At 56.1% G+C, this 22,992-nt stretch carries 21 protein-coding genes; 6 read left to right on the top strand and 15 right to left on the bottom strand.

Going from position 1 to position 22,992, the window contains the following annotated elements; genetic code table 11:
- The first annotated feature begins 20 nt into the window (after positions 1-20).
- Positions 21-881 (top strand): prolipoprotein diacylglyceryl transferase, encoded by an 861-nt coding sequence (gene lgt / locus ACO6S1_RS02615; RefSeq protein WP_422344807.1) that lies wholly within the window; start codon positions 21-23, stop codon positions 879-881.
- Positions 838-1,938 carry a class I SAM-dependent methyltransferase gene (locus ACO6S1_RS02620; RefSeq protein WP_422344808.1) on the top strand — a complete coding sequence of 367 codons (1,101 nt, stop codon included), beginning with the start codon at positions 838-840 and terminating at the stop codon, positions 1,936-1,938. Before lgt ends, ACO6S1_RS02620 begins: the two co-directional genes overlap by 44 nt.
- 30 nt (positions 1,939-1,968) lie before the next feature.
- On the opposite strand, the gene ACO6S1_RS02625 is transcribed toward ACO6S1_RS02620, so the two are convergent.
- The 4 genes from ACO6S1_RS02625 to ACO6S1_RS02640 all read right to left on the bottom strand — a co-directional run bounded on the left by ACO6S1_RS02625 (position 1,969) and on the right by ACO6S1_RS02640 (position 5,532).
- A complete protein-coding gene (locus ACO6S1_RS02625; protein ID WP_422344809.1) occupies positions 1,969-2,565 on the bottom strand; it encodes an ABC-type transport auxiliary lipoprotein family protein in 597 nt (198 codons plus the stop codon).
- A gap of 27 nt (positions 2,566-2,592) precedes the next feature.
- Complete coding sequence (locus ACO6S1_RS02630) at positions 2,593-3,540, bottom strand: MlaD family protein (protein ID WP_422344810.1); 948 nt, start codon at positions 3,538-3,540, stop codon at positions 2,593-2,595.
- A 64-nt stretch (positions 3,541-3,604) separates the two neighbouring features.
- Positions 3,605-4,420 (bottom strand): ABC transporter ATP-binding protein, encoded by an 816-nt coding sequence (locus tag ACO6S1_RS02635; RefSeq protein WP_422344811.1) that lies wholly within the window; start codon positions 4,418-4,420, stop codon positions 3,605-3,607.
- On the bottom strand, positions 4,420-5,532 hold the full coding sequence (locus tag ACO6S1_RS02640) for an ABC transporter permease (RefSeq protein ID WP_422344812.1): 1,113 nt from the start codon (positions 5,530-5,532) through the stop codon (positions 4,420-4,422). Before ACO6S1_RS02640 ends, ACO6S1_RS02635 begins: the two co-directional genes overlap by 1 nt.
- 115 nt (positions 5,533-5,647) lie before the next feature.
- Here ACO6S1_RS02640 and ACO6S1_RS02645 point away from each other — a divergent pair, with 115 nt between their 5' ends.
- Entirely contained in the window at positions 5,648-6,319 is a 672-nt protein-coding gene (locus tag ACO6S1_RS02645) for an HAD family hydrolase (RefSeq protein WP_422344813.1), read from the top strand.
- 328 nt (positions 6,320-6,647) lie between these two features.
- On the opposite strand, the gene ACO6S1_RS02650 is transcribed toward ACO6S1_RS02645, so the two are convergent.
- The 4 genes from ACO6S1_RS02650 to pepN form a co-directional block, all read right to left on the bottom strand.
- A complete protein-coding gene (locus tag ACO6S1_RS02650; RefSeq protein WP_422344814.1) occupies positions 6,648-7,973 on the bottom strand; it encodes a cystathionine gamma-synthase family protein in 1,326 nt (441 codons plus the stop codon).
- 48 nt (positions 7,974-8,021) lie between these two features.
- Positions 8,022-9,428: an SLC13 family permease gene (locus ACO6S1_RS02655; protein WP_422344815.1), complete on the bottom strand. Its 1,407-nt coding sequence runs from the start codon at positions 9,426-9,428 to the stop codon at positions 8,022-8,024.
- Positions 9,429-9,615: 187 nt separating this feature from the next.
- Positions 9,616-10,398 (bottom strand): peptidoglycan editing factor PgeF, encoded by a 783-nt coding sequence (gene pgeF, locus ACO6S1_RS02660; protein ID WP_422344816.1) that lies wholly within the window; start codon positions 10,396-10,398, stop codon positions 9,616-9,618.
- Complete coding sequence (pepN, locus tag ACO6S1_RS02665; RefSeq protein WP_422344817.1) at positions 10,391-13,003, bottom strand: aminopeptidase N; 2,613 nt, start codon at positions 13,001-13,003, stop codon at positions 10,391-10,393. The genes pgeF and pepN overlap by 8 nt, the downstream gene beginning before the upstream one ends.
- A gap of 94 nt (positions 13,004-13,097) precedes the next feature.
- Between pepN and ACO6S1_RS02670 the strand changes: the two genes are divergently transcribed.
- Positions 13,098-13,910 (top strand): SDR family oxidoreductase, encoded by an 813-nt coding sequence (locus tag ACO6S1_RS02670; protein WP_422344818.1) that lies wholly within the window; start codon positions 13,098-13,100, stop codon positions 13,908-13,910.
- Between the two features lie 39 nt (positions 13,911-13,949).
- Here ACO6S1_RS02670 and ACO6S1_RS02675 read toward each other — a convergent pair whose 3' ends face one another.
- From ACO6S1_RS02675 to ACO6S1_RS02690, 4 genes are all read right to left on the bottom strand, one after another.
- On the bottom strand, positions 13,950-15,656 hold the full coding sequence (locus tag ACO6S1_RS02675; protein ID WP_422344819.1) for an N-acyl-D-amino-acid deacylase family protein: 1,707 nt from the start codon (positions 15,654-15,656) through the stop codon (positions 13,950-13,952).
- A 5-nt stretch (positions 15,657-15,661) separates the two neighbouring features.
- Positions 15,662-16,060, bottom strand: coding sequence for an MAPEG family protein (locus tag ACO6S1_RS02680; protein WP_422344820.1), 399 nt, complete (start codon positions 16,058-16,060; stop codon positions 15,662-15,664).
- Positions 16,061-16,219: 159 nt separating this feature from the next.
- Complete coding sequence (locus tag ACO6S1_RS02685; protein ID WP_422344821.1) at positions 16,220-16,498, bottom strand: metal-sensitive transcriptional regulator; 279 nt, start codon at positions 16,496-16,498, stop codon at positions 16,220-16,222.
- A 35-nt stretch (positions 16,499-16,533) separates the two neighbouring features.
- Positions 16,534-17,280 carry a MauE/DoxX family redox-associated membrane protein gene (locus tag ACO6S1_RS02690; protein ID WP_422344822.1) on the bottom strand — a complete coding sequence of 249 codons (747 nt, stop codon included), beginning with the start codon at positions 17,278-17,280 and terminating at the stop codon, positions 16,534-16,536.
- Between the two features lie 49 nt (positions 17,281-17,329).
- Here ACO6S1_RS02690 and ACO6S1_RS02695 point away from each other — a divergent pair, with 49 nt between their 5' ends.
- Both ACO6S1_RS02695 and ACO6S1_RS02700 read left to right on the top strand, forming a co-directional pair.
- The gene (locus ACO6S1_RS02695; RefSeq protein ID WP_422344823.1) at positions 17,330-19,117 is read left to right on the top strand and encodes a copper resistance system multicopper oxidase; all 1,788 of its coding nucleotides are present in this window, start codon (positions 17,330-17,332) and stop codon (positions 19,115-19,117) included.
- The gene (locus ACO6S1_RS02700; RefSeq protein ID WP_422346276.1) at positions 19,117-20,121 is read left to right on the top strand and encodes a copper resistance protein B; all 1,005 of its coding nucleotides are present in this window, start codon (positions 19,117-19,119) and stop codon (positions 20,119-20,121) included. The genes ACO6S1_RS02695 and ACO6S1_RS02700 overlap by 1 nt, the downstream gene beginning before the upstream one ends.
- Positions 20,122-20,202: 81 nt before the next feature.
- Here ACO6S1_RS02700 and ACO6S1_RS02705 read toward each other — a convergent pair whose 3' ends face one another.
- The 3 genes from ACO6S1_RS02705 to ACO6S1_RS02715 are packed head-to-tail and all read right to left on the bottom strand — an operon-like array spanning position 20,203 to position 22,910.
- The gene (locus ACO6S1_RS02705; protein ID WP_422344824.1) at positions 20,203-21,465 is read right to left on the bottom strand and encodes a serine hydrolase domain-containing protein; all 1,263 of its coding nucleotides are present in this window, start codon (positions 21,463-21,465) and stop codon (positions 20,203-20,205) included.
- A 44-nt stretch (positions 21,466-21,509) separates the two neighbouring features.
- Positions 21,510-22,013: a DUF1772 domain-containing protein gene (locus tag ACO6S1_RS02710; RefSeq protein ID WP_422344825.1), complete on the bottom strand. Its 504-nt coding sequence runs from the start codon at positions 22,011-22,013 to the stop codon at positions 21,510-21,512.
- 51 nt (positions 22,014-22,064) lie between these two features.
- Positions 22,065-22,910, bottom strand: coding sequence for an NAD(P)H-binding protein (locus ACO6S1_RS02715; RefSeq protein WP_422344826.1), 846 nt, complete (start codon positions 22,908-22,910; stop codon positions 22,065-22,067).
- Positions 22,911-22,992: the final 82 nt, after the last annotated feature.

The following is a 22,992-nucleotide window of genomic DNA, read 5'->3' on the forward strand; positions in this document are numbered from 1 at the left end:
AAAGCTGATGGGGAAAAGAGTTGATTGATATTATTCTTGCAAGTGCGGCGCAATTTACTCGATTTGAGGAATTGGGACTGTCCGCAACCGCGCTTGACCTCGGTTTCTTCCAGTTAAAATGGTATTCGCTGGCCTATCTGGCCGGTATATTGATCGGTTATTGGTATCTTACGAAACTAATCAAGGAACCGGGCGCTCCACTGGCCCGCCGCCATGCCGATGACATGATCTTTTACGCGACGCTGGGGATCATTCTTGGCGGACGATTGGGCTATGTATTTTTCTACAAGCCGGAGATTCTGCAAAACCCGATCGAGATATTGCAGGTGTGGAACGGCGGCATGTCGCTCCATGGCGGCGTTTTGGGAGTTGTGCTGGCCATCTGGTATATATCGCGCAAGGAGAAGCTGAGTTTCCTGCGCATCTGCGACTATATCGCCTGTGTTATCCCGTTCGGATTATTCTTTGGCCGCCTCGCCAATTTCGTCAATGGCGAGCTTTGGGGCCGTGCGACCGAAGTGCCTTGGGCGATCATCTTCCCCATGGGCGGCGAAGTCGCGCGCCATCCCAGCCAGCTTTATGAAGCGGGACTGGAAGGCATACTCTATCTCATCATCACATCCCTGCTCTTCTGGAAAACCGACGCGCGCTATCATCCCGGGAAACTGGTCGGTACCGGCCTGCTGGTTTATGGCCTGAGCCGGTTCATTGTTGAGTTTTTCCGACAACCTGATCAGGGCCTCGAGAATCTGAGTTGGGGGCTGACCATGGGACAGACGCTGACGGTGCCGATGCTGTTGCTGGGCGTCTACCTGGTGTTCACATCCAAGGGCCGGCGTGTCCGTGTCGAACCAACGGCTGGAGACAAGAGCATTGCTTGAGAGCCTGTCGGCCGCTCATATCCTCGCTGAAAAAATCGACCGCGAAGGGCCGATCAGTCTCAGCGAATATATGACGATCGCCAACACGGCCTATTATGCCGCTAAGGACCCGATCGGCGAAGATGGCGATTTCGTTACCGCGCCAGAGATCAGTCAGATGTTTGGAGAGCTGGTCGGCATATGGCTGGCGGACCTCTGGATGCGCAAAGACCGGCCCGATCATGTGCATTATGTCGAGCTTGGCCCCGGCCGCGGAACCCTGGCGGCAGACGCGCGGCGGGCAATGGCGAAATTCGGCTGTAATCCCCAAATCCATTTTGTCGAGAACAGCCCCGTTTTAAAGGCCCGGCAAGCCGCTCTGCATCAAAGCGCCGCCTGGCATGAGCGCATAGACAGCCTGCCAACAGACGCACCGCTTATGATCGTCGCCAATGAATTTTTCGATGCTCTGCCGGTGGAACAATATATTTCCACAAAGACCGGGTGGCGGCGTCAAATGGTGGCGAGGGAACGCAATAAATTTATCGCCATCCCGGGCGCGCAGACCATTGAAAATCAGGTCGGAAAGGCATCTGCCGGTTTGCCATCAGGGACGATATTGGAAAGCTCTCCGGTCAGCACCGAGATTTTTCAGGAACTGACTGGCCGGATCGCCAAGCAAGGCGGGGTCATATTGGTTATCGACTATGGCTATGACCGGCCCGGTACCGGCAGCACATTACAGGCCGTGAAGGACCATTTGCCGATCAGCCCGTTTGACAGCCCGGGAACGTCTGATCTCACCGCCCATGTCAATTTTCACAGCCTCGCCAATATCGCCAGAACCCGGCTCTTGTCTGTCCATGGCCCCGCCGAACAGGGGCAATGGCTCAAGGCCATCGGCATAGACCAGCGAGCCACCAAACTGGCGAATGCCGATCCCAAGCAAGCCGACAATATCCGGGCCGCCCATCACCGGTTGACACATGTCGATGAAATGGGCCGGCTGTTTCGTGCGATGGCCGCCACCTCAATGGATTGGCCGCAGCCGGAAGGCTTTGCTTATGGCGGGGAATGACGCGTTAACGGCTTAGATTGCGCGCTATTTTCAACCGATCCAATCCGCAACTTCCAGAACCACCTTGTTCGCGGCGCTATTCAGCGCCTCTCCGACAGGACCGGCTTCGGCGGCAAATACCGGTTCGCTGGCTTCAAAGCGGCGTTTCTCGACCGGCTGTCCCTCCAGCATTTTTACGGCATCATAGGTCACCGTGACGGTCAAACTCGGACCATCCAGACCAAAATTGACGAGTTCGCCAGACAAAAATGTTTCCGCTTTGCCTCCCGCTTGTGTCGGGGTCAGCACCAGCCGGTTGTTTTTGGCCGCGATGGTTTCGGTCAACAGTCCATGGAAAAGCCGGGCCGGCTTGTCGACCCAGGTTGCTTCTTTGAGATAGGCAATCCCGGTTGTGCTGGTCTGGACCGGTACGCGCAAATTGTTCAGTTTCTGAGGCGTCGAAGGCAGCCTGACCACCAGAGCGCCCGCTTGCGGCCCGGTACGCACCGCTCCGGCATCAACCTGCGTATCCGGCGTCAGCGACAATAAAAAAGGTGGTGGTTTTGCCCCGCCAAAGCTGACGCAGGCACTCACAAGGCCAAGGCAAGCCAGCAGCCCAACGGCTTTTGTCTTATGCAATATCGTCATAAATCCCTGCTCTCCCATCGATGCCTCCTATTGGCCTGGCTCATAGTCGGGCAGCGTTGGCGCCGACAGCAATGATCCGGCTCCACCCTGATCCAGCCGTTCGGTGACCGAAGTCAATGATTTCGTCAGCGCCTGCATGTCCTGAACCAGTTGATCGACTTCCGGCAATGTCTTGGTTCCCAGTTGCTGAACACCCGGACGGGCATCATCCAGCACAACGCTCAGCGCCGCCATGCTTTTCTCTGCCGCGGCCAGGGTTTTGGTCAGATTTTTCGCCAATGGCTCGCCATTTTCGCTCAATAGCTGATTGGTATTCTCGGCCACAGCGGACAGTTTCTGGGCCGTTTCTCCGGCATTTTTTATGGTGATACGGGATTCGTTCAGCAACGCTTCCAGATTGGGTGCCTGCTCCGCCAAGGTGCCCGTCATCCGTTCCGTATTGGCCAATATGCCTTCAATCGATTCCTGGTTCTTGTCAGACAATAACAGCGTCAGTCGGTCCGTCAGGGTTGCCAACCTCTCGACAACCAGTGGGGCGCTATTCAAAAGCTCGCCCAAAGCGCCCGGTTTGGTCGGGATCACCGGCACGCCTTCGGGGCCCAATTCGGTGATAGGCGGCGCGCCCTTAACCGCGCCATCCAGCTGAATATTGGGCGGAGCGGTAAAACTGATGCTCTGGATTGTGGCCGTCGTACCCTGCAAAATCGGGGTTGCCTCGCTGACCGCGATACGCACCCGCACGAAATCGGGATCTTTTTCCCAAAGTTCTACGTCGAGCACCTGGCCCGACGGAACGCCGGCAAAAGTCACACCGGTGCCCTTCGCAAGGCCGCCTACCGATTGAGCGAAGAAAATGTCATATTCTTTCTGCGCTCCATCGCCAAAACGGACGATCCACACCAGAAATGCGGCTACCAGAGCCAGCAAGGTCAAGGTGATAACACCGACAAGTATATGATTGGACCGTGTCTCCATTATTTCACCTTTATGGCCAGCCGCACCGGCGCCTGCAACAAATCTCTATAATTGGATCGCATTTTCAACCTCCAGCCGCTTTTTGAGTTGATGCCATCCGCCCGCGCGGGCCGTTGAAATATTCCTGTATCCAGGGATGATCCAGCGCCAGCAATTCCGGTATTGTCCCGACAGCAATCACCTGTTGATCCGCCAGCACGGCAACCCGATCACAAATCGCATGAAGTGTGTCGAGATCATGGGTGATCAGAAAGACCGTAAGCCCTAGTGTCTGCTGCAACTCGCGCGTCAAATTGTCAAAAGCGGCCGCGCCGATCGGATCCAGTCCGGCTGTCGGCTCATCCAGAAACAACAGTTCCGGGTCCAGTGCCAGCGCTCTGGCAATGCCCGCCCGCTTTTTCATGCCGCCTGAAAGCTCGGCGGGATATTTGGGTGCAGCTTCGGGCGGCAGTCCCGACAGGCAAACCTTGTATTTCGCAACCTCGCGGCGAAACTCGCGATCCATCTCGGGATAGAATTCGCGGATCGGAACCATGACATTTTCGGCCACCGTCAGCGTTGAAAAGAGCGCGCCGCCCTGGAACAGCACGCCCCAGCGTTTGCGCACATCAATCGTTTCGGCTTCTGACCGGCCCAAAAGCGATTCACCGAAAACTTCGATGGAGCCCTCATCGGGTTGCTGCAGGCCGATAATCGAGCGCATCAGGACGGATTTTCCGGTACCGGACCCGCCAACGACGCCGATTATCTCGCCTTTATGGACATCGAGATCGAGACCTTCGTGAACCACCTGTTCGCCAAAGCTGTTCCGTAGTCCCTTGACGCAGATGATCGGACCGGAAAATTCGCGATCGACAATGATAGGATCTTCCTCAGTCATCAATCCCACCCGATCCACGTAAAGAATACGGCAAAAAAGGCGTCGAGCACGATGACCAGGAATATTGCCTGCACCACCGCAGCCGTGGTGCGTTTACCGACTTCCTCGGCATTGCCCTTTACCTGCATGCCCTGATAACAGCCGCATATCGCAATGATTGCGCCAAAAACCGGCGCCTTGACCAGACCGACATAGACATCGGTCAGCGGCACCACTTCCCTGATTCTGGCAAAGAAAGTCGCTGGCGGAATATCCAGTTCCACCCAGCTGAGCAGCCCGCCGCCAATAATCGCGACAACCGATGCATAGAAACCCAGCAAGGGCAGCATGAAAACAGCGGCCAGAAAACGCGGCAGGACCAGAGCTTCCACCGGTGAAACGCCAATGGTACGCATGGCGTCAATTTCTTCGGTAAGCTTCATGGTACCGATCTGCGCGGCAAAGGCCGAACCGGAGCGACCGGCAACCATGATTGCCGTCATCAAGACACCCAATTCCCGCAAAGTCAGCCGCCCGACCAGATTGACCGTAAACACCTCCGCGCCAAATTGCCGAAGCTGCACCGCGCCTTGCTGCGCGATCACCAGACCGATGAGGAAGCTCATCAATCCGATAATACCAAGGGCCCGTACGCCCACCACATCAAAGCGCTGGATCACCGCATTCCATCTGATCCGGCCTGGATGCCGCATCAGCGAAGCGGCAGAAATCATCACCGAACCGAAAAAGCCGACCAAACCCGCCAGAGTCGTCAGCGCGATCATTGTCGACTCACCCACTTCGTCGAGCACGCGAATCACGGGATTGGGGGGCTCCGGACGTACCTCCGTTGGCTGATCAACGCCGCTCACAGCCACAATAAGGCGTTCCGCTTCGTTGTCAGCGCCCACAATCTCGGCGCCGCTGTCACGGGCCGTGCGGTGGATCAACCATGCGCCGACCGTATCAATATACCCGATATCCGATAAATCCAGTTGCCGGATGCCTCCATCATATTCGCGCAAACGCTCCGGCAAGTCGCCGATAGCGGCAATCGACAAATCACCGGAAAAACGAAGTATTGTCACTCCATCCTCGGTTATTTCTTCGACAAAATCGCTAGGCACTGTCATCGCCGTTATTGGTGACCGAAAATCAAGGAAAGCTCAAGCCATTATAACAAGTCATTTAAGGGGTGCATTTTACCGGCGCTGCTAATAAGGCGGCGCTATTGGGGAAAAAGGCGCGATGACGAAGCTGGCTATTTACGATATGGATCGGACGATTACGGTGCGCGGCACCTATACGCCGTTTCTGTTTCACATGGTTTTCGCGCGCGCGCCATGGCGGCTGGTCTTTCTCCCGCTGCTGCCCTTTGGATTTATCGGCTATGGCTTGAAGCTGGTCAGCCGCAAGGGTCTGAAAACCTATAATCAGCGACTATTGCTCGGCAGCAAACCCAATGTCGCCAAGCTGGAACCGCATATCGAACGCTATGCCGACAAGGTGATGCGGGCCAATAGCTACGCCAAAGCCATTGCCCAACTCGAGGCCGACCGGGCCGAAGGCAGAAAGCTGGTACTCGCCACCGCGTCTTACGAGCTTTACGTTAATGCTATCGCCAAACGACTGGGCATTGATGACGTGATCGCGACCCGGTTGAAAATCGATGAACGGGGCCAAGTGCTGCCGGAGATTATCGGCGAAAATTGTTATGATGAGGCCAAGCTGGACCGGATCAAAAGCTTTCTCGACGAACAGGGTCTGGCGCGGGAAAGCGTGCATATCCGGGCCTATTCCGATCATGTCAGCGATGCACCGATGCTCGATTTTGCCGATGAAGCAATCGCCACAACGCCGACGCCAAAGCTGCGGGCACTGGCCAAGCGGCGCGGCTGGAAAATCATCGACTGGGATTAATTCCTCTCCCCTTGAGGGAGAGGACAAGTGGAGATTGTGAACCTGTTCACTAGCGCAACTCGGTGACGGGTGCTGCCCCTTCACCAACATCGCCTAAGTAGCAAGTTACTAAGGCTTTGGTTTCCTCGCCCTCAAGGAGAGAGGATTAAAGCGCCTCTCTCGCGATAGAGGGCTTTCCTACAATCCGGCTGTTATGTTACCTAAAAGTCGGCTCTTTCTCACTTTTGAATATTACTCACCGATTGGCATAAACGGGTAAGAATTTATTGCAGCTTTAGGGGGTGTGACCCTGTGTGACCCTATTCTTTTTCGCGCTCACGAACCCGGCCTAAACCGTCTCCAATGCCTGCTCAAAATCGGCAATCAGGTCATCGGGATCTTCCACGCCAATGGAAATCCGCACCAGATTGTCGGTAATGCCCAATGCCGCCCGGCGTTCATCGGGTACGGACAAATGGGTCATGGCTGCTGGCAGGCTTGCCAGAGTTTCGGTTCCGCCCAAACTCACCGCCAGTTTCGCGATTTTCAGGGCATCAAGAAACGCGAAAGCCTCGGCCTCCCCGCCTTTGATGAACACCGAGAAGGTGGAGCCAGCGCCGCTACAATGGCGGTCATAAATATCCTGCTGCGAAGCATCAGAAATAAAGCCGAGATAACCGAGCCCGTCGACTTTCGGATGGTCGCGCAGAAACGCACAGACTTTCTCGGCATTCTCACCGGCGCGGGTCATGCGCAGTTCCAGGGTCTCGAGACTGCGCATCAGCATCCACGCGGTATTGGGATCGCAAATCGTTCCGATGGTGTTCCGGATCGCGCGGATCGGGTTCATATGGGCTTTGGAACCGAGCACGCCGCCGGCCACCAGATCGCTATGCCCGCCGACATATTTGGTCAGGCTGTAAATCACGATGTCTGCGCCATGTTTCAGCGGCTGCTGCCACAGGGGGCCGAGGAACGTGTTATCAATTGCGATTGGCGGTGTGTTTTCACTACCAAAAACCTTGGTCCGTGCATCGGCCACACCTTCAATATCGACCAACGCGTTAGTCGGATTAGCGGGGCTTTCGAGATAGATAATGGCCACCTTGCCGCCATTTTCCGCTGCCTGGGCTTTGGCCTGCTCCAGCATGGCAGACACTTCATCGGGACTCGCGCCAGCCGGAAAATCAAGGAAGGTCACGCCAAAGCGGCCCAATATCTTGTTAATCAGCGTTTCGGTCGCGGCATAAAGCGGTCCGCTATGCACCACGACATCGCCCTGATTGACATTGGCGAGCAGCACAGTCGCAATGGCCGACATGCCGCTGGAAAAGACCAGCGCGTCTTCCGCTTCGTCCCAGATGCTCAGCCGGTCTTCGAGAATTTCCTGATTGGGTCCGTTGAAACGCGAATAGACCAGACCATCGGCGCCGCCGGGACGTTTGCCGGTAATGCCTTCGAAATGCCGCTTGCCAGCCGCTGCATTTTCAAAAGCAAAGGTGGAGGTGAGAAAAATCGGTGGCTTGAGCGATCCTTCGGAAAGCACCGGATCATAGCCATGGCCCATCATTAAAGTCGCGGGTTTCAGCTTGCGCCCACCGATTTTTTCAATCGGAGCCTTTGGCATGCGGCGCGGCGTTACCGGAACAATTGGATCGTCGTTCTGATCGGACATTTATCTCTCTCCAGCGTGGATCATATTGAAAAGTCCATGCCGCAAAACTCAACTGATTACAAATGAAACCACCCAGATACAGCCGATGATGATCGGTATCCCGGCCAAGTCGAGCATCAGCCCCGATTTCAGCATTTTTGGCAATTCAATGTGATTGGTTGACCAGGCAATCGCATTCGGCCCCGTACCGGATGGCAGCATGAAGCCCCAGCTTGCCGCCATCGCCGCCGGCATGGCAAGCAGCACGGGGTCGACGCCGGTGGCGAGGATCAGGCTGGCAACCACTGGCATGATGCCGCTGGCGGTTGCGACATTGGATGCAAATTCGGTAACCAGAATGACCAGGGCGACCAACGCTATAGCAATCACGATCACCGGCACGTTCTTAAGCGGCGCCAGTGCCAGTCCCAGCCAGTCGGCGAGGCCCGATTCGATGATCCCGGCGGCCAGCGCAAGACCGCCACCAAACATCATGATCACGCCCCATGGCGCGCGGTCCGCTTCGTCCCAGTTCAGCAATTTCCGTCCTGTGCCGTCGGGAAGAATGAACAGCAGCAAGCCGCCCAATATTGCGATGCTGCCGTCATGCACAGCGCCCTCTGGAAGCACCGTCTTGATCTGGGGCAGGAACAGCCAGCCGAGCACGACCAGGGCCACCACCGGCACGACCCGCTTTTCCGGCAGGCTCCATGCGCCCGCTGACCCGATTGCGGCCCGCGCTCCTGCGCCGTCAAAGCTGTCCTTGCCCACTTTCTGAACCGTGATCAGGATGGCGGCGCAAACCGGCAGGCCAATGATCACGATAGGCAGGCCGAAAAATAGCCAGCTCAGGAAATCAATATCCATGCCCAATGTCTTGTTGATCAGCCCCGCGGCAATCGCATTGGTCGGGCTGCCCACCAAGGTGCCAAGGCCCCCAATAGAAGCCGCAAAGGCGACGCCCATGATCAAGGCACCGGCAAATCCCTCTGTCTCGCCATCCTTGACCCCGCCAGCGACCAGCACAGCAACAGCAATCGGAATCATGATCAGGGTCGACGAAGTATTGGAAATAAGCATGCTGAGCAGCGCGGTCGCGAGCATGAAGGCGCATAATATGCCCCATGCGGTCTTGCCCGACAGGCTGACAATCGCCAGCGCCAGCCGTCGGTGCAGACCGACCCGCTCAATCGCCAGCGCGAGAAACGCACCGCCGAGAATCAGGAACAATATGGGCGAATAATACTGGCTGGCTGTCGCTTTCACGTCCATCACATCCATCACCGGAAGCGCAAGAAACGGCAGCAAGGCAGTCGCGGTGAGCGGCACCGCCTGGGTCATCCACCATGTCGCCATCAGGATCGTAAGCGCCGCGACATGCCAGGCCGCTATGCTCATCGCTGCTGGTGCAGGAAGCAGCAACATCATGACAAATACCGCCAAGCCACCAAAAAGTCCGACGCGCTGGGCGTTCATGTCCTATTCCCTCCCCGAGATAAAGATACCAGTGCCCCTGCGCAGACAGGGGTCCATCTCCTGCACCTGACCCTATCCGCAACTGCCGAGGAATAGCAATCACAACAATCTTGCTGTTTCGTCCAGAAGACAATTTGCGCGAATAATATATGTCGGGAGATGGGTTCCTGCCTGCGCAGGAGCACGACTAAGCCTGCAAACCGATCAGCGATATCTGCCGACCATAGCCCGCTTCCCCGCGATGGCAAGAACGGCGATAGCTGAAGTAGCGATCCTCATGGGCATAGGTGTCCAGCCCGAGCTTATCGATTGTCCCAATGCCTGCCTTCGCTAAGCGATCGGCCACATAGGATTCTATATCGAACTGGAAGTGATCCGGCTTGCCAGCTTCGAAAAACTGTGCGTTGTCAGGGTCTTTGGCGACAAAATTCTGCTGGAACCCGGCATCGACTTCATAACTTGCCTGCGCAATACATGGTCCAATGGCACAGCGTATGCTTTCCCGCGACGCGCCGAGTTTTTCCATCGCCGATAAGGTGTTGTCTGTGACACCGCCAATCGCGCCTTTCCAGCCCGCATGGGCCGCGCCAACGACTTGCGCCGAGGGATCGAAGAATAGCACCGGCACACAATCTGCAGTCAATATACCGAGCAACAGGCCTGGCTTATCCGTGACCATCGCATCGGCATAGGGGCGCGCATCCAGTGCGATCGGACCGGTTACCGTCACGACATCAGCGCTATGCACCTGATGCAGCGTGACCAGTTTGCTATCGGGTAAGACAGCGGCTTTTGCCCGTTGCCGGTTTTCCAATATAGCTTCACGCTCATCATCACTGCCAAGCCCGACATTCAAGCCGGCGTAAATACCCGTCGAGAGTCCGCCCGCTCGCCCGAGAAAGCCGTGCGCTGTGCCCCCCAAAAGCGATAATGTCGTGACATCCACCGCCAATTGGCTCTGCTCAGGCAAGACTCTTGCTCACTTGCTCCGATACGTCTTTCGAAAGCCCCGGCGTCGCGGCAATTTTCTCCAGTGCCAGCCGCATCAGTTCCGACCGACCGCGCTCATAGCGGCGCCAGCGCCCGAGCGATGGAATGAAACGTGCGGCAGTCTGGGGGTTCTGAGCATCCAGCGCGATCACCATATCCGCGATCATCTGATAGCCTTTGCCGGACGGATCATGAAAGTGGACCTGATTACTGGTAAAACCCGCATAAAGCGCGCGCACCCGGTTGGGGTTGGACAATGTAAATTCCGGATGCTTCGCCAGCCGCTCGATCCGTTTCACCGTGTCGCTGCGTTGCGACATCGCCTGCAAGGTAAACCATTTGTCGAGCACGAGGGCATTGTCCTTGAATCGCTTGAAGAAATCTTCCAGCGCCCAGGTCCGCTCGTCAGCCTCCATATGCGACAGAACGCTGAGGGAACCCTGCATGGCTGTCATATTGTCGGCATCACGATATTGGTCAAAAGCCAATTGCGCTGCATCCTCAACCTGCGATGCAGCGATATAGCCAAGCGTAACGTTGCGCAGTTTTCGGTCGGCCCGGGCCTCGGCATCGAGCGAGAATTCACCCGGCACGCATTGCTTGTAGAGGCGCCGGAACTTGCGTTCAAACTGCACGCCGATTTTGCCGCGCAATTTTTCACGCGCGTCATGAATGGCCTGCGGATCCACCTCGATCATCTGGTCGCCGAGAAAAGCTTCACTGGGCAGCTGGATCAATTCGGCGAGAAACGCGCGGTCGATATTTTCATCCGCCAGCACCGCGCCAATGGCCTGCAAAATGATGTCGCGATCCGCTGGTGTGCCGGTGACCTGCGCCACCAGATAGCTGGTCATCAATTGCTGCATTGCCTCGAACCGCGCAAACGGGTCGTCGTCATGGGATGACAGAAACGCAAGCTCTTCGGCTGTGCGGCTGCTTTCAAGGATGATGGGTGCAGAAAAACCGCGGTTGATAGAAAGGATAGGATGGTCTTTCTGGCCTTCAAAGGCAAAACTCTGCTCCGCTTTATCGAACGTTATCAGCTGCTCCCCCTCATGCGAGCCGGTTGCCGGGTCAAGCAATGCTATCTTGAGCGGTATAACCATCTCCGATGGTTTTTGCTGCGCACCGCTGGCGGCCAAACTCTGTTTCAGGTCGAGCTTCGCGGTCCCGGTTTGCGGATCATGGCCGAGCTTTGCGGATACACGCGGTGTGCCCGGCGTGCGATACCAGGCACGAAACTGCTCAAGGTCGATTTCGGCGCCTTCTTCCATCGCAACGACAAAATCCTCGCAGGTTGCCGCTTCTCCGTCATGCCGGTCAAAGTAGAGATCCGTGCCCTTGCGAAAGCGCTCTGCGCCGAGCAAAGTCGCCATCATGCGAATGACTTCAGCGCCCTTGTTATAGACGGTCGCGGTATAGAAATTGGAAATTTCCTGATAGCTTTCCGGACGGATTGGATGCGCCAATGGTCCAGCATCTTCAGGGAATTGCGCTGCTCGCAATATCCGCACATCTTCAATCCGCTTGAGCGCGGTCGATCCCATATCGGCTGAAAAACTCTGATCTCGATAGACGGTAAAGCCCTCTTTCAGGCTGAGCTGGAACCAGTCGCGGCAGGTGACCCGGTTGCCCGACCAATTGTGAAAATATTCATGGGCGACAACGCCCTCTATGCCATCAAAATCGGCGTCGGTGGCGACTTCGGGATCGGCCAATATGTAGCGCGAGTTGAAGATGTTCAGCCCTTTATTCTCCATCGCACCCATGTTGAAATCGCTCACCGCGACGATGTTGAAGAGCCCCAGATCATATTCACGGCCATAGACTTCTTCGTCCCAGCGCATCGAATCTTTCAGCGCCTGCATCGCATGACCGGTGCGCGGCAAGTCACCATCACGCACCCAGATATTGAGCTCCACCGGTTTGCCCGACCGCGTCGTAAAGCTGTCCGTATTGGCGACCAGATCACCGGCGACCAAAGCGAATAAATAGCTCGGCTTGGGCCAGGGATCATTCCACTGCGCCCAATGGCGGCCATTGTCGCCTTCTCCTTCCGCGACCTTGTCGCCATTGCACAGCAGGATCGGGAAGGTCTGTTTGTCACCCTCCATCCGCACCGAATAGCGGCTCAATATGTCGGGCCGGTCGGGGAAAAAAGTGATGCGGCGAAAGCCCTCGGCCTCGCACTGGGTACAGAGCATGTCTTGCGAGGCGTAAAGCCCCATAAGCTGCGTGTTGGTCGATGGATCCAGCTCAACAGTAATTTCCACTTCATGCGCGCTGCCGGTCAGCGGTAATTGCAAATTGCCGTCAATCAGCTGCCAATCGGTCCACGTCGCTCCGTCAACCTTGACCGCAGTCGGGATCAGACCATCGCCGTCAAGCAGCAATGGCTCCTGATATTTGGCTGATTTGGAACGTCGCACGTCGAGTAATGTGTGCACAACCGTGTGATCCAGACCCAGTTGAAAATCGAGCGCAATCGTCGGAATGAACCAGGCTGGCGGACGATAGTCTTCACGGCGGATGATGGCGGGCTGGCTCGCAGGCATGGCTGCATCGGTCTTTTGGATATCTAGCATAGACCAAGCCATAAGAGCCATTTGCACAGTGCGCAATTGCGTTTATGGCCTCTACCAGTAGCTACCGGTTTACTGCAGAGGAAACATCTACCCCATGTCGCATATGCTGATTTTTGGTCTGGGATATACCGCACAACGCCTTGCTGACCATTTGCGTTGCCAGGGTTGGCAAGTAACCGGCACCCGGCGCGAGGCGGTGGATGGCGCGCTGGCCTTTGACGATCGGGCCGCCGTGCTTGGTGCACTAGACCAAGCCACGCATATCCTGTCGTCGGTCCCGCCCGCACGCGACGGAAGCGAGCCGGTGCTGGATCACTATGGCGAAGCGATCAGAACTGCGAGCGTGCAATGGACCGGCTATCTGTCTTCAACCGGTGTTTACGGCGATGTCAACGGCGCGTGGGTCGATGAAAGCGCGCCGATAGGATCGGGACGGCGCAAGGCGCGCAGCGAAGCCGACGAGCGTTGGCAGACCCTGCGCAAGGATGTGCGGGTGTTGCGCCTGCCCGGCATCTATGGCCCGGGCCGCAATCCGATCACCCGTGTTCAACAAGGCAAGGCCAAGCGCGTTGATGTTCCGTGGCAGGTTTTCAGCCGTATCCATGTTGACGATATTGTTGCTGCGGTCATTGCCTCCTTTGACGGACCGGCCGGCGTCTATAATATCGCCGATGATTTGCCGGCACCGCAGCATGAAGTGATCGCCCATGCGGCAAGGTTGATTGGCGTCGCACCGCCTCCTCTCTTGTCACTCGAGGATGCTGATCTTTCTGCGTCAGCGCTCGGTTTCTATGAAGAAAACCGGCGGGTTGCCAATAGTAAAGCCAAGCGCCTGCTCGGCTGGAAACCGCACTATCCTGATTTTAAATCAGGCATGGCTGGGCTGGCCGATGCCAACGGGAAATAGTAATCGACTTCAGAATAGCCGGATAACCGTTGATCGCAGCTAATTGGCCCTGATCAGCTGACCGGGCCGGGCGCCGGTTGATTGGTCAAATCTGCGGATTACTTCTCCCGAAACAATCGTTGCATCATAGCCGGTCGCGCGCTGATGCAGGCGCTGTCCTCCAGCGGGCAGATCACGGACAATCTCGGGCAAGTGCAATTTCAGGCCCTCCAGATCGATGACATTGATATCGGCTTTGGCGCCAGTCTTCAACAAACCGCGATTCGGCAGCCCGACCGCCTTGGCCGCCTTGTGCGACAGCATATGTATCGCTTCGGCAAGATCAAAGCGCAAATCTCCGGGCTTTTGCACAAACTGGGTGAGCAAAAAGGTTGAATAGCTGGCATCGCATATCGCGCCATAATGCGCACCGCCATCGCCAAGCCCGGGGATGCAATGCGGATGGCTGAGCATTTCATGCGCGCTATCGAGCGTGGCATTCTCATAATTGCCGAGTGCCGCCAGAAACAGGCCTTTGCCTTCTGTTTCCAACAAACGGTCATAAGCGATTTCCTGAGGTGAGCAGCCTTTGGCCTTCGCCTGGCCGGACATGCTCATTTCCTTTGGCGGGGCATAATCCGGTGGGTCATCAAGCGGGAACAGCCAGTTCCAGTCTCGCGCAAGTTCGTTAAATGGATGGCCCTTTTCAAAATCCTCGGTGATCAGGGCTTCACGCAATTGGGGATCACGCATGGCCGCGACCTGCTCTGCAACCGAAAGGTCTGCAATTTTGGACCAGCTCGGGCAAAGCACAAAAGGATGCACGGTCAGTTCCAGCCCGGCGATCAACCCAATCGGGCGCGGCATGATCTGCGCCGTGGCTTTGCCGCCATTGGCATTGGTTTGCTCAATCATGTCGAGCACCTTGCGCCAGCGCGGTGGGCCGTCATTTCCTGACGCCAGCGTAAAGGTGGCGGGCCGGCCGCTCGCTTCGACCACGCGTTCGATCACCTTATATTCCTTGTCCCAGCCGACAAAGGCATCCAGTACGACCTGAAACGTGCCCTTCCCGGCATCGGCCATTCCGCTGCAAATCGCTTCAAGCTCCTGAACATCCGCCTCAAATGTCGGGATACTGCCGCCATCGGCGGTCTTGTGAATCGACAAACGCGATGTCGCAAATCCCAGCGCGCCGGCTTCAATCGCTTCCTTCGACAGCTTGCGCATCAGTGCCAGATCATCGGCATTGGCTGGCTCTCGCGAAGCCCCGCGGTCTCCCATGGCATAGACCCGCAGCGGCGAATGCGGGAGATAGGCCGCGACATCAATATCGCGTTTACCCTTGGCCACCGTGTCGAGATATTCGGGAAAGGTTTCCCAATTCCACGGCAAGCCATCTGCCATCACCACCCCGGGAATATCTTCAACCCCTTCCATGACGTTGATCAGCATATCATGATCTTCTTTTCGACAGGGCGCGAACCCGACCCCGCAATTGCCCATCACCGCTGTGGTCACACCATGTGAGGAAGAGGGACTCAATTCCTCGGCCCAGATGCACTGCCCGTCATAATGGGTGTGCACGTCTATAAAGCCCGGGGTGACAATCCGGTCGGTTGCGTCAATTTCCTCACGCCCGCGACCGGTCACGTCGCCAATGGCAGATATTTTTCCGTTGGAAACGGCAATATCACCTTTGATCAGCGCGCCGCCGCTACCGTCGGCAATCGTGCCGCCCCGGATCACCAGATCATGTTCCATGGTCATCTCTCTTATCCTCCGATTACCTGCACCACGCCGCCAATGAGCGAGCCCAGCACAAAAATATAGATGGGCGGCATGCTGATATAGAGCCACCGCAAACGCTTTTCCGGCGCCTTGTGATATCCCAAAGCATAGCCAACGCGCATGAACGGCCAGATTATTCCGATACCCGCCGCCCAAACCGGGCTGATAACATAAGCGAATAGCCACATGCCCGGGAGAAACAGGACCAGATGCTCCAGCGTGTTGTGATGGGCGCGAACATAGCGTTCATATTCCGGCGGTCCGCTATGGGACGGGACTTCAATTTTAAATCGGCCCCGCGCCAGGCCAGCCATCAGCAAAGTGAAATAATAAGCCAGAAGCGCCAGCGCGCTTACAATGACAACATAGTTATAAGGGTCCATGGCTGTTCGGTTTCCTTCGCTTCAACCATCCGACCATAGACGGCCCGATATGGAAAACCATACTGCATTTGGATAAGGTGCCTCACCGAAACAAACTATGGCCAGACAGGGCCCTGTGGTGCGGCCTTTGGCATTGAAATAACAAAACGGAGGAAATTGTCACCGCTTCATTTTCTCAAAGAGATCAACCAGCTCATCAAATTTTTCTTTCTGTTCGCCTGCATCACCCGAGGAGATCGCCTCGGCAACGCAGCAAGCGGCATGGTCTTTCAGGATCTGGCTTTCAACCTTGGACAAGGCAGATTTCACAGCCTGCATCTGGGTTAGAATATCCATGCAATAGCGATCTTCTTCAACCATTTTTGCAATGCCGCGCACCTGCCCCTCAATCCGATTGAGGCGGTTTACCTTGGCCGCGATCATGTCCTTGCTCATCATATATTCCTTCAAAAAATCCCGATGGCGGAATCAGGCTATTGGTTTAACAGCTTCACGCCCATCCACAAAGCCATGCCGATCATCATAAGATTTTCGGTTAGCGATACAAAACCGAGCGGCACATTGCTGTCACCTCCGACGCAGGCGCATTTCAGCTCGCGCTTGTCGATATAGACCGCTTTAAATACCGAAAAGGCGCCTATTGTTCCAATGAACAGCGCCACCGGCACCGCCAGCCACATCAGCACGCCCGCGATCATCAAGAGGCCCGCCAACCCCTCGGCAAAGGGATAGACATAGCCATAGCGCACCCATCGCCGCGCCAGCAGGTCATAGTTCAGGAACATCGTCGAGAAACTCTCGACATCGCGCAGTTTCAGATAGGCGAGACCGCACATGGAAAAGGCAACAAACCATTCGAATGTCCGGATCGAAAGCCACTGCCCTTCGGCCACAAAGGCGGCGCCCAGTGCCATCAGGAACATCATCGCGAACAAGGCGATGACCGGTTGGTAGGTCGTCGCATCAGGATCCGGGACATCCTTGCCGAAATATTCCATCATCTGGTCATAACCGCCGATGCGCTTGCCATCGATAAAGATTTGCGGCGTGGTCTCGACATCATGCTTTTCTTTGAACGCATCCGTTTCTTCACGCGTGGTGAGATGATGATCTTTAACCGCAAAGCCTTTGCGTTCGAGGAAATCTATAGCCTTCAGGCCATAGGGACAGATATGATCGGCCATCACCATCCGATAGACTATGGCGCGCTTGCTATCCATCTGAACATCCTTGTTGCATTATACCTATGGGGGGTATATAGGCCCTCCCATGATCAAAAGCAAACCTCCTGTCTCCCGCCGCCACGTCATAGGCAGTCTCGCCGCCCTTTCCAGTGCTTTGACGCTACCCATGCCTGCCTGGGCGCGGGGCGATATGGGCCACAAAATGGGAGGGCCCGTGCGCAAAGGCATGGATGAGCTCTCCGGATCAAGAATCGATCTTCATATCGCCAACGGCAGTTTTGCCACCGGCGGTCGGTCCGGTCATGCGATTGCCGTGAACGGAACCGTGCCGGGCCCCTTGATCCGGTTGCAAGAAGGTCAGGACGTTGTGCTTTCGGTTCACAACATGCTGCAGGAAGATAGTTCGGTCCACTGGCACGGCCTGTTGCTGCCGTTCCAGTTTGATGGCGTGCCGGGGATCAGCTTTCCCGGTATCAGACCCAGCGCCCGCTTTGATGTGCCGATTACTCTGCGCCAATCCGGCACCTATTGGTGGCACAGCCATTCGGGCCTGCAGGAACAGATGGGGCATTATGGTCCGATCATCGTTGATCCCGCCGGCCCCGACCCGGTGCAATATGATCGCGAACATATCATCTTGCTCAGCGAATTTACGCCCATGCATCCCCATGCGATCATGAAAAAGCTAAAAGTATCCGAAGGTTATTTCAGCCAGCAAAAGACCGCGGCTTTTGATGATTATGACTTTAGCGGCGAGGAACGACGCATGTGGGGGCAGATGCGGATGATGCCGACCGATATTGCCGATGTCTCTGCGCCAACCTACACTTATCTTATCAATGGTCATGGTCCCGATGATGGCCTGGAGCTGCCCTATAAACCCGGAGAGCGTGTCCGGCTGCGCATCATCAATGGCAGCGCGATGACCTTCTTCAACATTCGCTTACCCGGTCTGCCGATGACCGTTGTTCAGGCGGATGGCATGAATGTGCAACCGGTCGAGGTTGACGAGCTGCAGATTGGTGTCGCCGAAACCTATGACGTGATTGTGCAGCCGACCGAAGAGGGCAGCTTTGCACTCGCGGCGGAGTCGATGGACCGCAGCGGCATGGCGCAGGCTTCGCTGACATCTCGGCCAGGACGCAAGGCCGCGTTTCCGGAGCTGCGGGATCCACCTCTGCTCAGCATGACCGATATGGGCCATGGCGGTATGGTCGATGGGGGGCATGGCGGACATGGCGGTGGCATGAAACACGGCCAAACGCCTGCTGGCGATAGCGCTGCCAGCGGGCATGATATGAGAGCCATGGGCGGCATGTCCATGCGCGACACCAGCCTGCTGCCTGACACGGTGGAGACAGGTCCGGGCATCGACATGGTATCAATGAACCCGCAGGACCGCACCGGTTATCCGGGGCTTGGCCTCGATAACGTTCCGCACCGCGTGCTCAATTACCGGATGCTGAAATCGCTCGAAATGGATCACGAAAAGCGCAAACCGGACCGCGAGATGGAGCTGCATCTGACCGGTAATATGGAACGCTACATGTGGTCCTTTGACGGCAGGAAATTCAGCGCGGTCGGCGATGATCCAATCCGCTTTGGCCATGACGAGCGGGTACGGGTAAAGCTGGTCAACGACACGATGATGGCCCACCCCATTCATCTCCACGGGATGTTCTTTGAAGTCGTCAACGGCCAAGGCCATTATCAGCCCAAGAAGCACACCGTCATCGTCCAACCGGGCAGCAGCGCCATGTTTGATGTGACCACCGACGAGCCGGGTGACTGGGCCTTCCACTGCCACCTGCTCTACCATATGCATGCCGGCATGATGCAGACGGTCAGCGTCGCCTTTCCGAAAGACGCATGATGGTCAGGATATTCGCAGCAGCTTTGGCGGTATCAACCGCCACAACCCCGTTGATAGCCCAGAGTCATGCCCAGCATCGGGATCACAGCATGCATCAGATGCCTGCTTCTCCCGACGAGGAGCCAGCGGTCGATCACAGCAAAATGGACCATTCGCAGATGGATCATGGCAGCGCGCAAGCCGAACCCGTGGATCATAACGTCATGGATCACAGTCAAATGGACCATAGCAAGATGGACCACCAGAAGGATCACCCCGCCAGACCGACAACCACCACACCCAATCTGGAAGCAGGGCCGATCCGTGCCGCCGATGCGATATGGGGCGCAAATGCCATGCGGGCGTCGCGCAAGGCGCTCTACGAAGAACATGGCAATATGCAGCTTTTCTGGTTTCAGGGCGATCGCGCCGAATATCGGGTACGGGAAGGCGACGACGGTTATCTCTGGGATGTGCAGGGCTATTATGGCGGTGATATCAACAAATTCTGGTTCAAAAGCGAAGGCGAAGGGAGTTTCGGCGAACCGATCGAGGATGCCGAAATCCAGGCCCTTTACAGCCGCGCCATCGCCCCGTTTTTTGACCTGCAACTAGGCATCAGGCAAGACCTGACCGGCCCGACGCGCACCCATGCTGTCGTTGGCGTTCAAGGTCTGGCACCCTATATGTTTGAGGTGGACGCGGCCGCCTTCCTGTCGGACCAGGGCGATCTCACCGCACGGATCGAGGCGGAATATGACCAGCGCCTCACCCAGCGCCTGATCTTGCAACCGCGCGCCGAAGCAAATCTGTCAGCACAGGATATTCCCGAACTGGGCATTGGCGCCGGCATCGACAATCTCGAACTCGGTCTGCGCCTGCGTTACGAAATCGCCCCGGAATTCGCTCCTTATATTGGCATCGAACAGGAATGGAAGCTGGGCGATAGCCGCAATTTTGCGATTGCCGACGGCGAAGATCCGAGCATCACCAACTATGTGATTGGCATAAGATTCTGGTTTTGAGCAGGGCTCTGGTTTGCCAGGGGCAAAATGAACTCTAGCTGCAAAAGCTTGCGTTTCGCCCGACGTAATCCGACAGCCAGTTCAAACACGCCTGTTCCGCCACTGCCGCCAACCGATGACTAGTCCGACAAGCAGTATGATCGCGCAGCCGGTGATGATCCATAGGAACATGCGCTCCAGAGCCATCGCAAATGTGAGATTGTCGACATTGCCTGTCTTCCAGAATACCCATTCACCGGCAATTTCAGTTGCGAGCAGTGAACTGCCGGTTTCCAGGGCTATTACACCATCACCAGTAGCCGGATCAAAACGCACAGCTGTATTGATGGCGGGTTCATTATTCCCGTCATGACCAATGATGAAGCCGTCCTGATTATTAGGGGCGTAAAGCATTACGCCCAAGCCCCAGACATCGGCTCCCATCGATGTGGCATGAGATGATGCCATTGCGGTCAGAGTCTCTTGTGACAGCACCGATTGGACGCCACCTGGTGATTGAACTGCAACAAATCTCGCCATATCGGCCGGTGATGTAAACAGGGAAGTCGCACCAAGAGCGGTATACCAGCGGAATGGCTCGGTCTTACCGTTCGGGGTGAAATTCTCTGCGAGGCCCAATGCAATAGCCTCGTCATGGTCGAATGTTGTTCGCGTCATGCCCAGCGGTTCGAATATGCGCTGTTTCATGTAATCGGCGAATGAAAGGCCTGAGACCTCCTCGACTAGGAGTTGCAGGATGGTATAACCGCCACCGGAATAATCCCACTCTGCTCCTGGTTCACCGCCGACTTTGACGATGCCGCTCTTGCCCGGTGACGCATCTTCGGCGCGGGTCAGAGACGCTTCAAGGGTCTGCACTTCCGCGGCTGTATCGAACCCGTTATAGCCGAGCCTGTCATCAAGCCCCGCGGTATGACTGAGCAGTCGGCCAATCGTGACGCCCGCATGATCAAAATCGCTGTCGGGCAAATTCCAGCGTGTCAGATATTTCGAAACCGGTGCATCAAGCTCAACCAGACCATCCTCGACCAGCACCATAACGCCCCAGGCCGTCAGCCACTTCCCCAGGGATGCGACCTGGTAGATCGAATTTTCATCAACAGGTTCGCCAGATGAGACTGAGAATTGGTCGACCACCTTTCCTTTTTCGATCAAAGCGAACCCTAAATTGCCGCGATGTTCGGCAGAGACCTTAGCGCGAACGGATCCAACAAATTCTTCGGAGGCTGCCGAATCCGTGATCGGTGTCTTCCACCATCCTTCGCTGGTGCCGACAAAGACGGTACCTGTCCAAATGGCAATCGCCAGGACTGTGGCCAATATTGTGATCAGAATCTTGGACATTGCCGTTGTTCCTTTCGAATTCACGTTCATTATGGGATGCGTTTTTAGACTTGGTCACTGGCAATCAGGGTTACCGCTGCAATGATGTAGAGACCGGCGGTCAATATGCTGCCGAGCGAACGGAAATGGTTGAGCCTGGTCCAAACCCGTCCATATTCCTGCCAGTAGGCGCACGACCCAGCCGCCGTGTGATCCAGGCTATCGAGCTTGTTGTTCATTGGCACATTACCAAATATCGTCATCAGCAAGACTGACGGAACGAAGATTGCAGGCGCCAAAATCATCGCCAACAGCGCGGGGCCCGAGAAAACAAAAACCGCATAGAGGCCGAAAGCGATTGCAAAGACCGGAATGGACATTATCCCGGCAACAAACTGGGTTTTGATGACCGTACGATTAATCTGCTGCATTGCTTCCATTCCGCCAGCCGGGTCCGCGCGGAGCAGCCCTGCGATGATGAATTCCGAAAAGGCAGAAAACACACCGCCGACCACTGCGCTCCAAAGAGCCAGAAAAAGACAGAAATATAAAGGCCATTCGTAGGTCATGGATTTGGTACCTTTGGGTTGAATTACAGAGGAAACTTGCAACCATCCGGCTCAAGCTGCCGTTCTCCAGATCCCGGATGCGGCTATCTCTCTTGCATATTCGGCGAAATCCCTGGGAGGACGGCCAAGCGCACGTGTGACGCCGTCCGTTAGATTGGCATTTCGTCCGTCGAGGATGGTTGAGAAGAGATAATCCAATATCCAGACGACATCTTTCGGGGCGCCGGAATTGGTGATCTCCGAAACGAAAGCCTGATGCGGAATATCGATATAGTCGATCTGGCGTCCAGTCGCCTTGGACAAATCTGCTGCCACATCCGCCATGGTCATCAGCCTTGGTCCAGTGACCTCATAGATTTGCCCGCTATGACCCGCTTCGGTCAGCGCTGCAACAGCGACATCGGCGATATCATCAGCGTCGATATAGGGTTCAGGCGTGTTACCCCCAGGCAGGGTGATCGCACCGTCCAGCACCATGTCGATAAAGGCGCCCTCGGAGAAGTTCTGATTAAACCAGGCCGCCCTGATGACTGTCCATTCAAGGCCTGAATCCTCGACTATGCGCTCACAGGTTTGGGCTTCCGGTTCCCCGCGCCCCGACAAAAGCACAAGCCGTTCGACGCCCGCCTGTTTGGCCTGGCTGACAAAAGCTTCGATTGCATCGGTCGCACCGGGCATGGCCAGATCAGGCACATAGGTGATATAGGCGGCGGTCACATCCTTGAGGCAAGCCTCCCAGCTCGTTTCATTGTCCCAATCGAACGGTGGGCGGGCCGAACGGGATCCGATCCGGACAGCATGACCTTTTTGTTGCAAGCGTTCAGCGACGCGTCGGCCTGTTTTTCCCGTACCGCCCAGAACAAGGGTGATGTTTTTCTTTTGGGGTTGGACGTGCATTGACTTGCTCCTTGTTTGGTTTGTGCAAGTCGATGCATAAGGAGGGAGTGATTTTGACTCTTGCCCAATGATGCCAGTCTTT

The sequence above is a fragment of the Parasphingorhabdus sp. genome (assembly GCF_965233695.1).
Classification (GTDB): Bacteria; Pseudomonadota; Alphaproteobacteria; order Sphingomonadales; family Sphingomonadaceae; genus Parasphingorhabdus.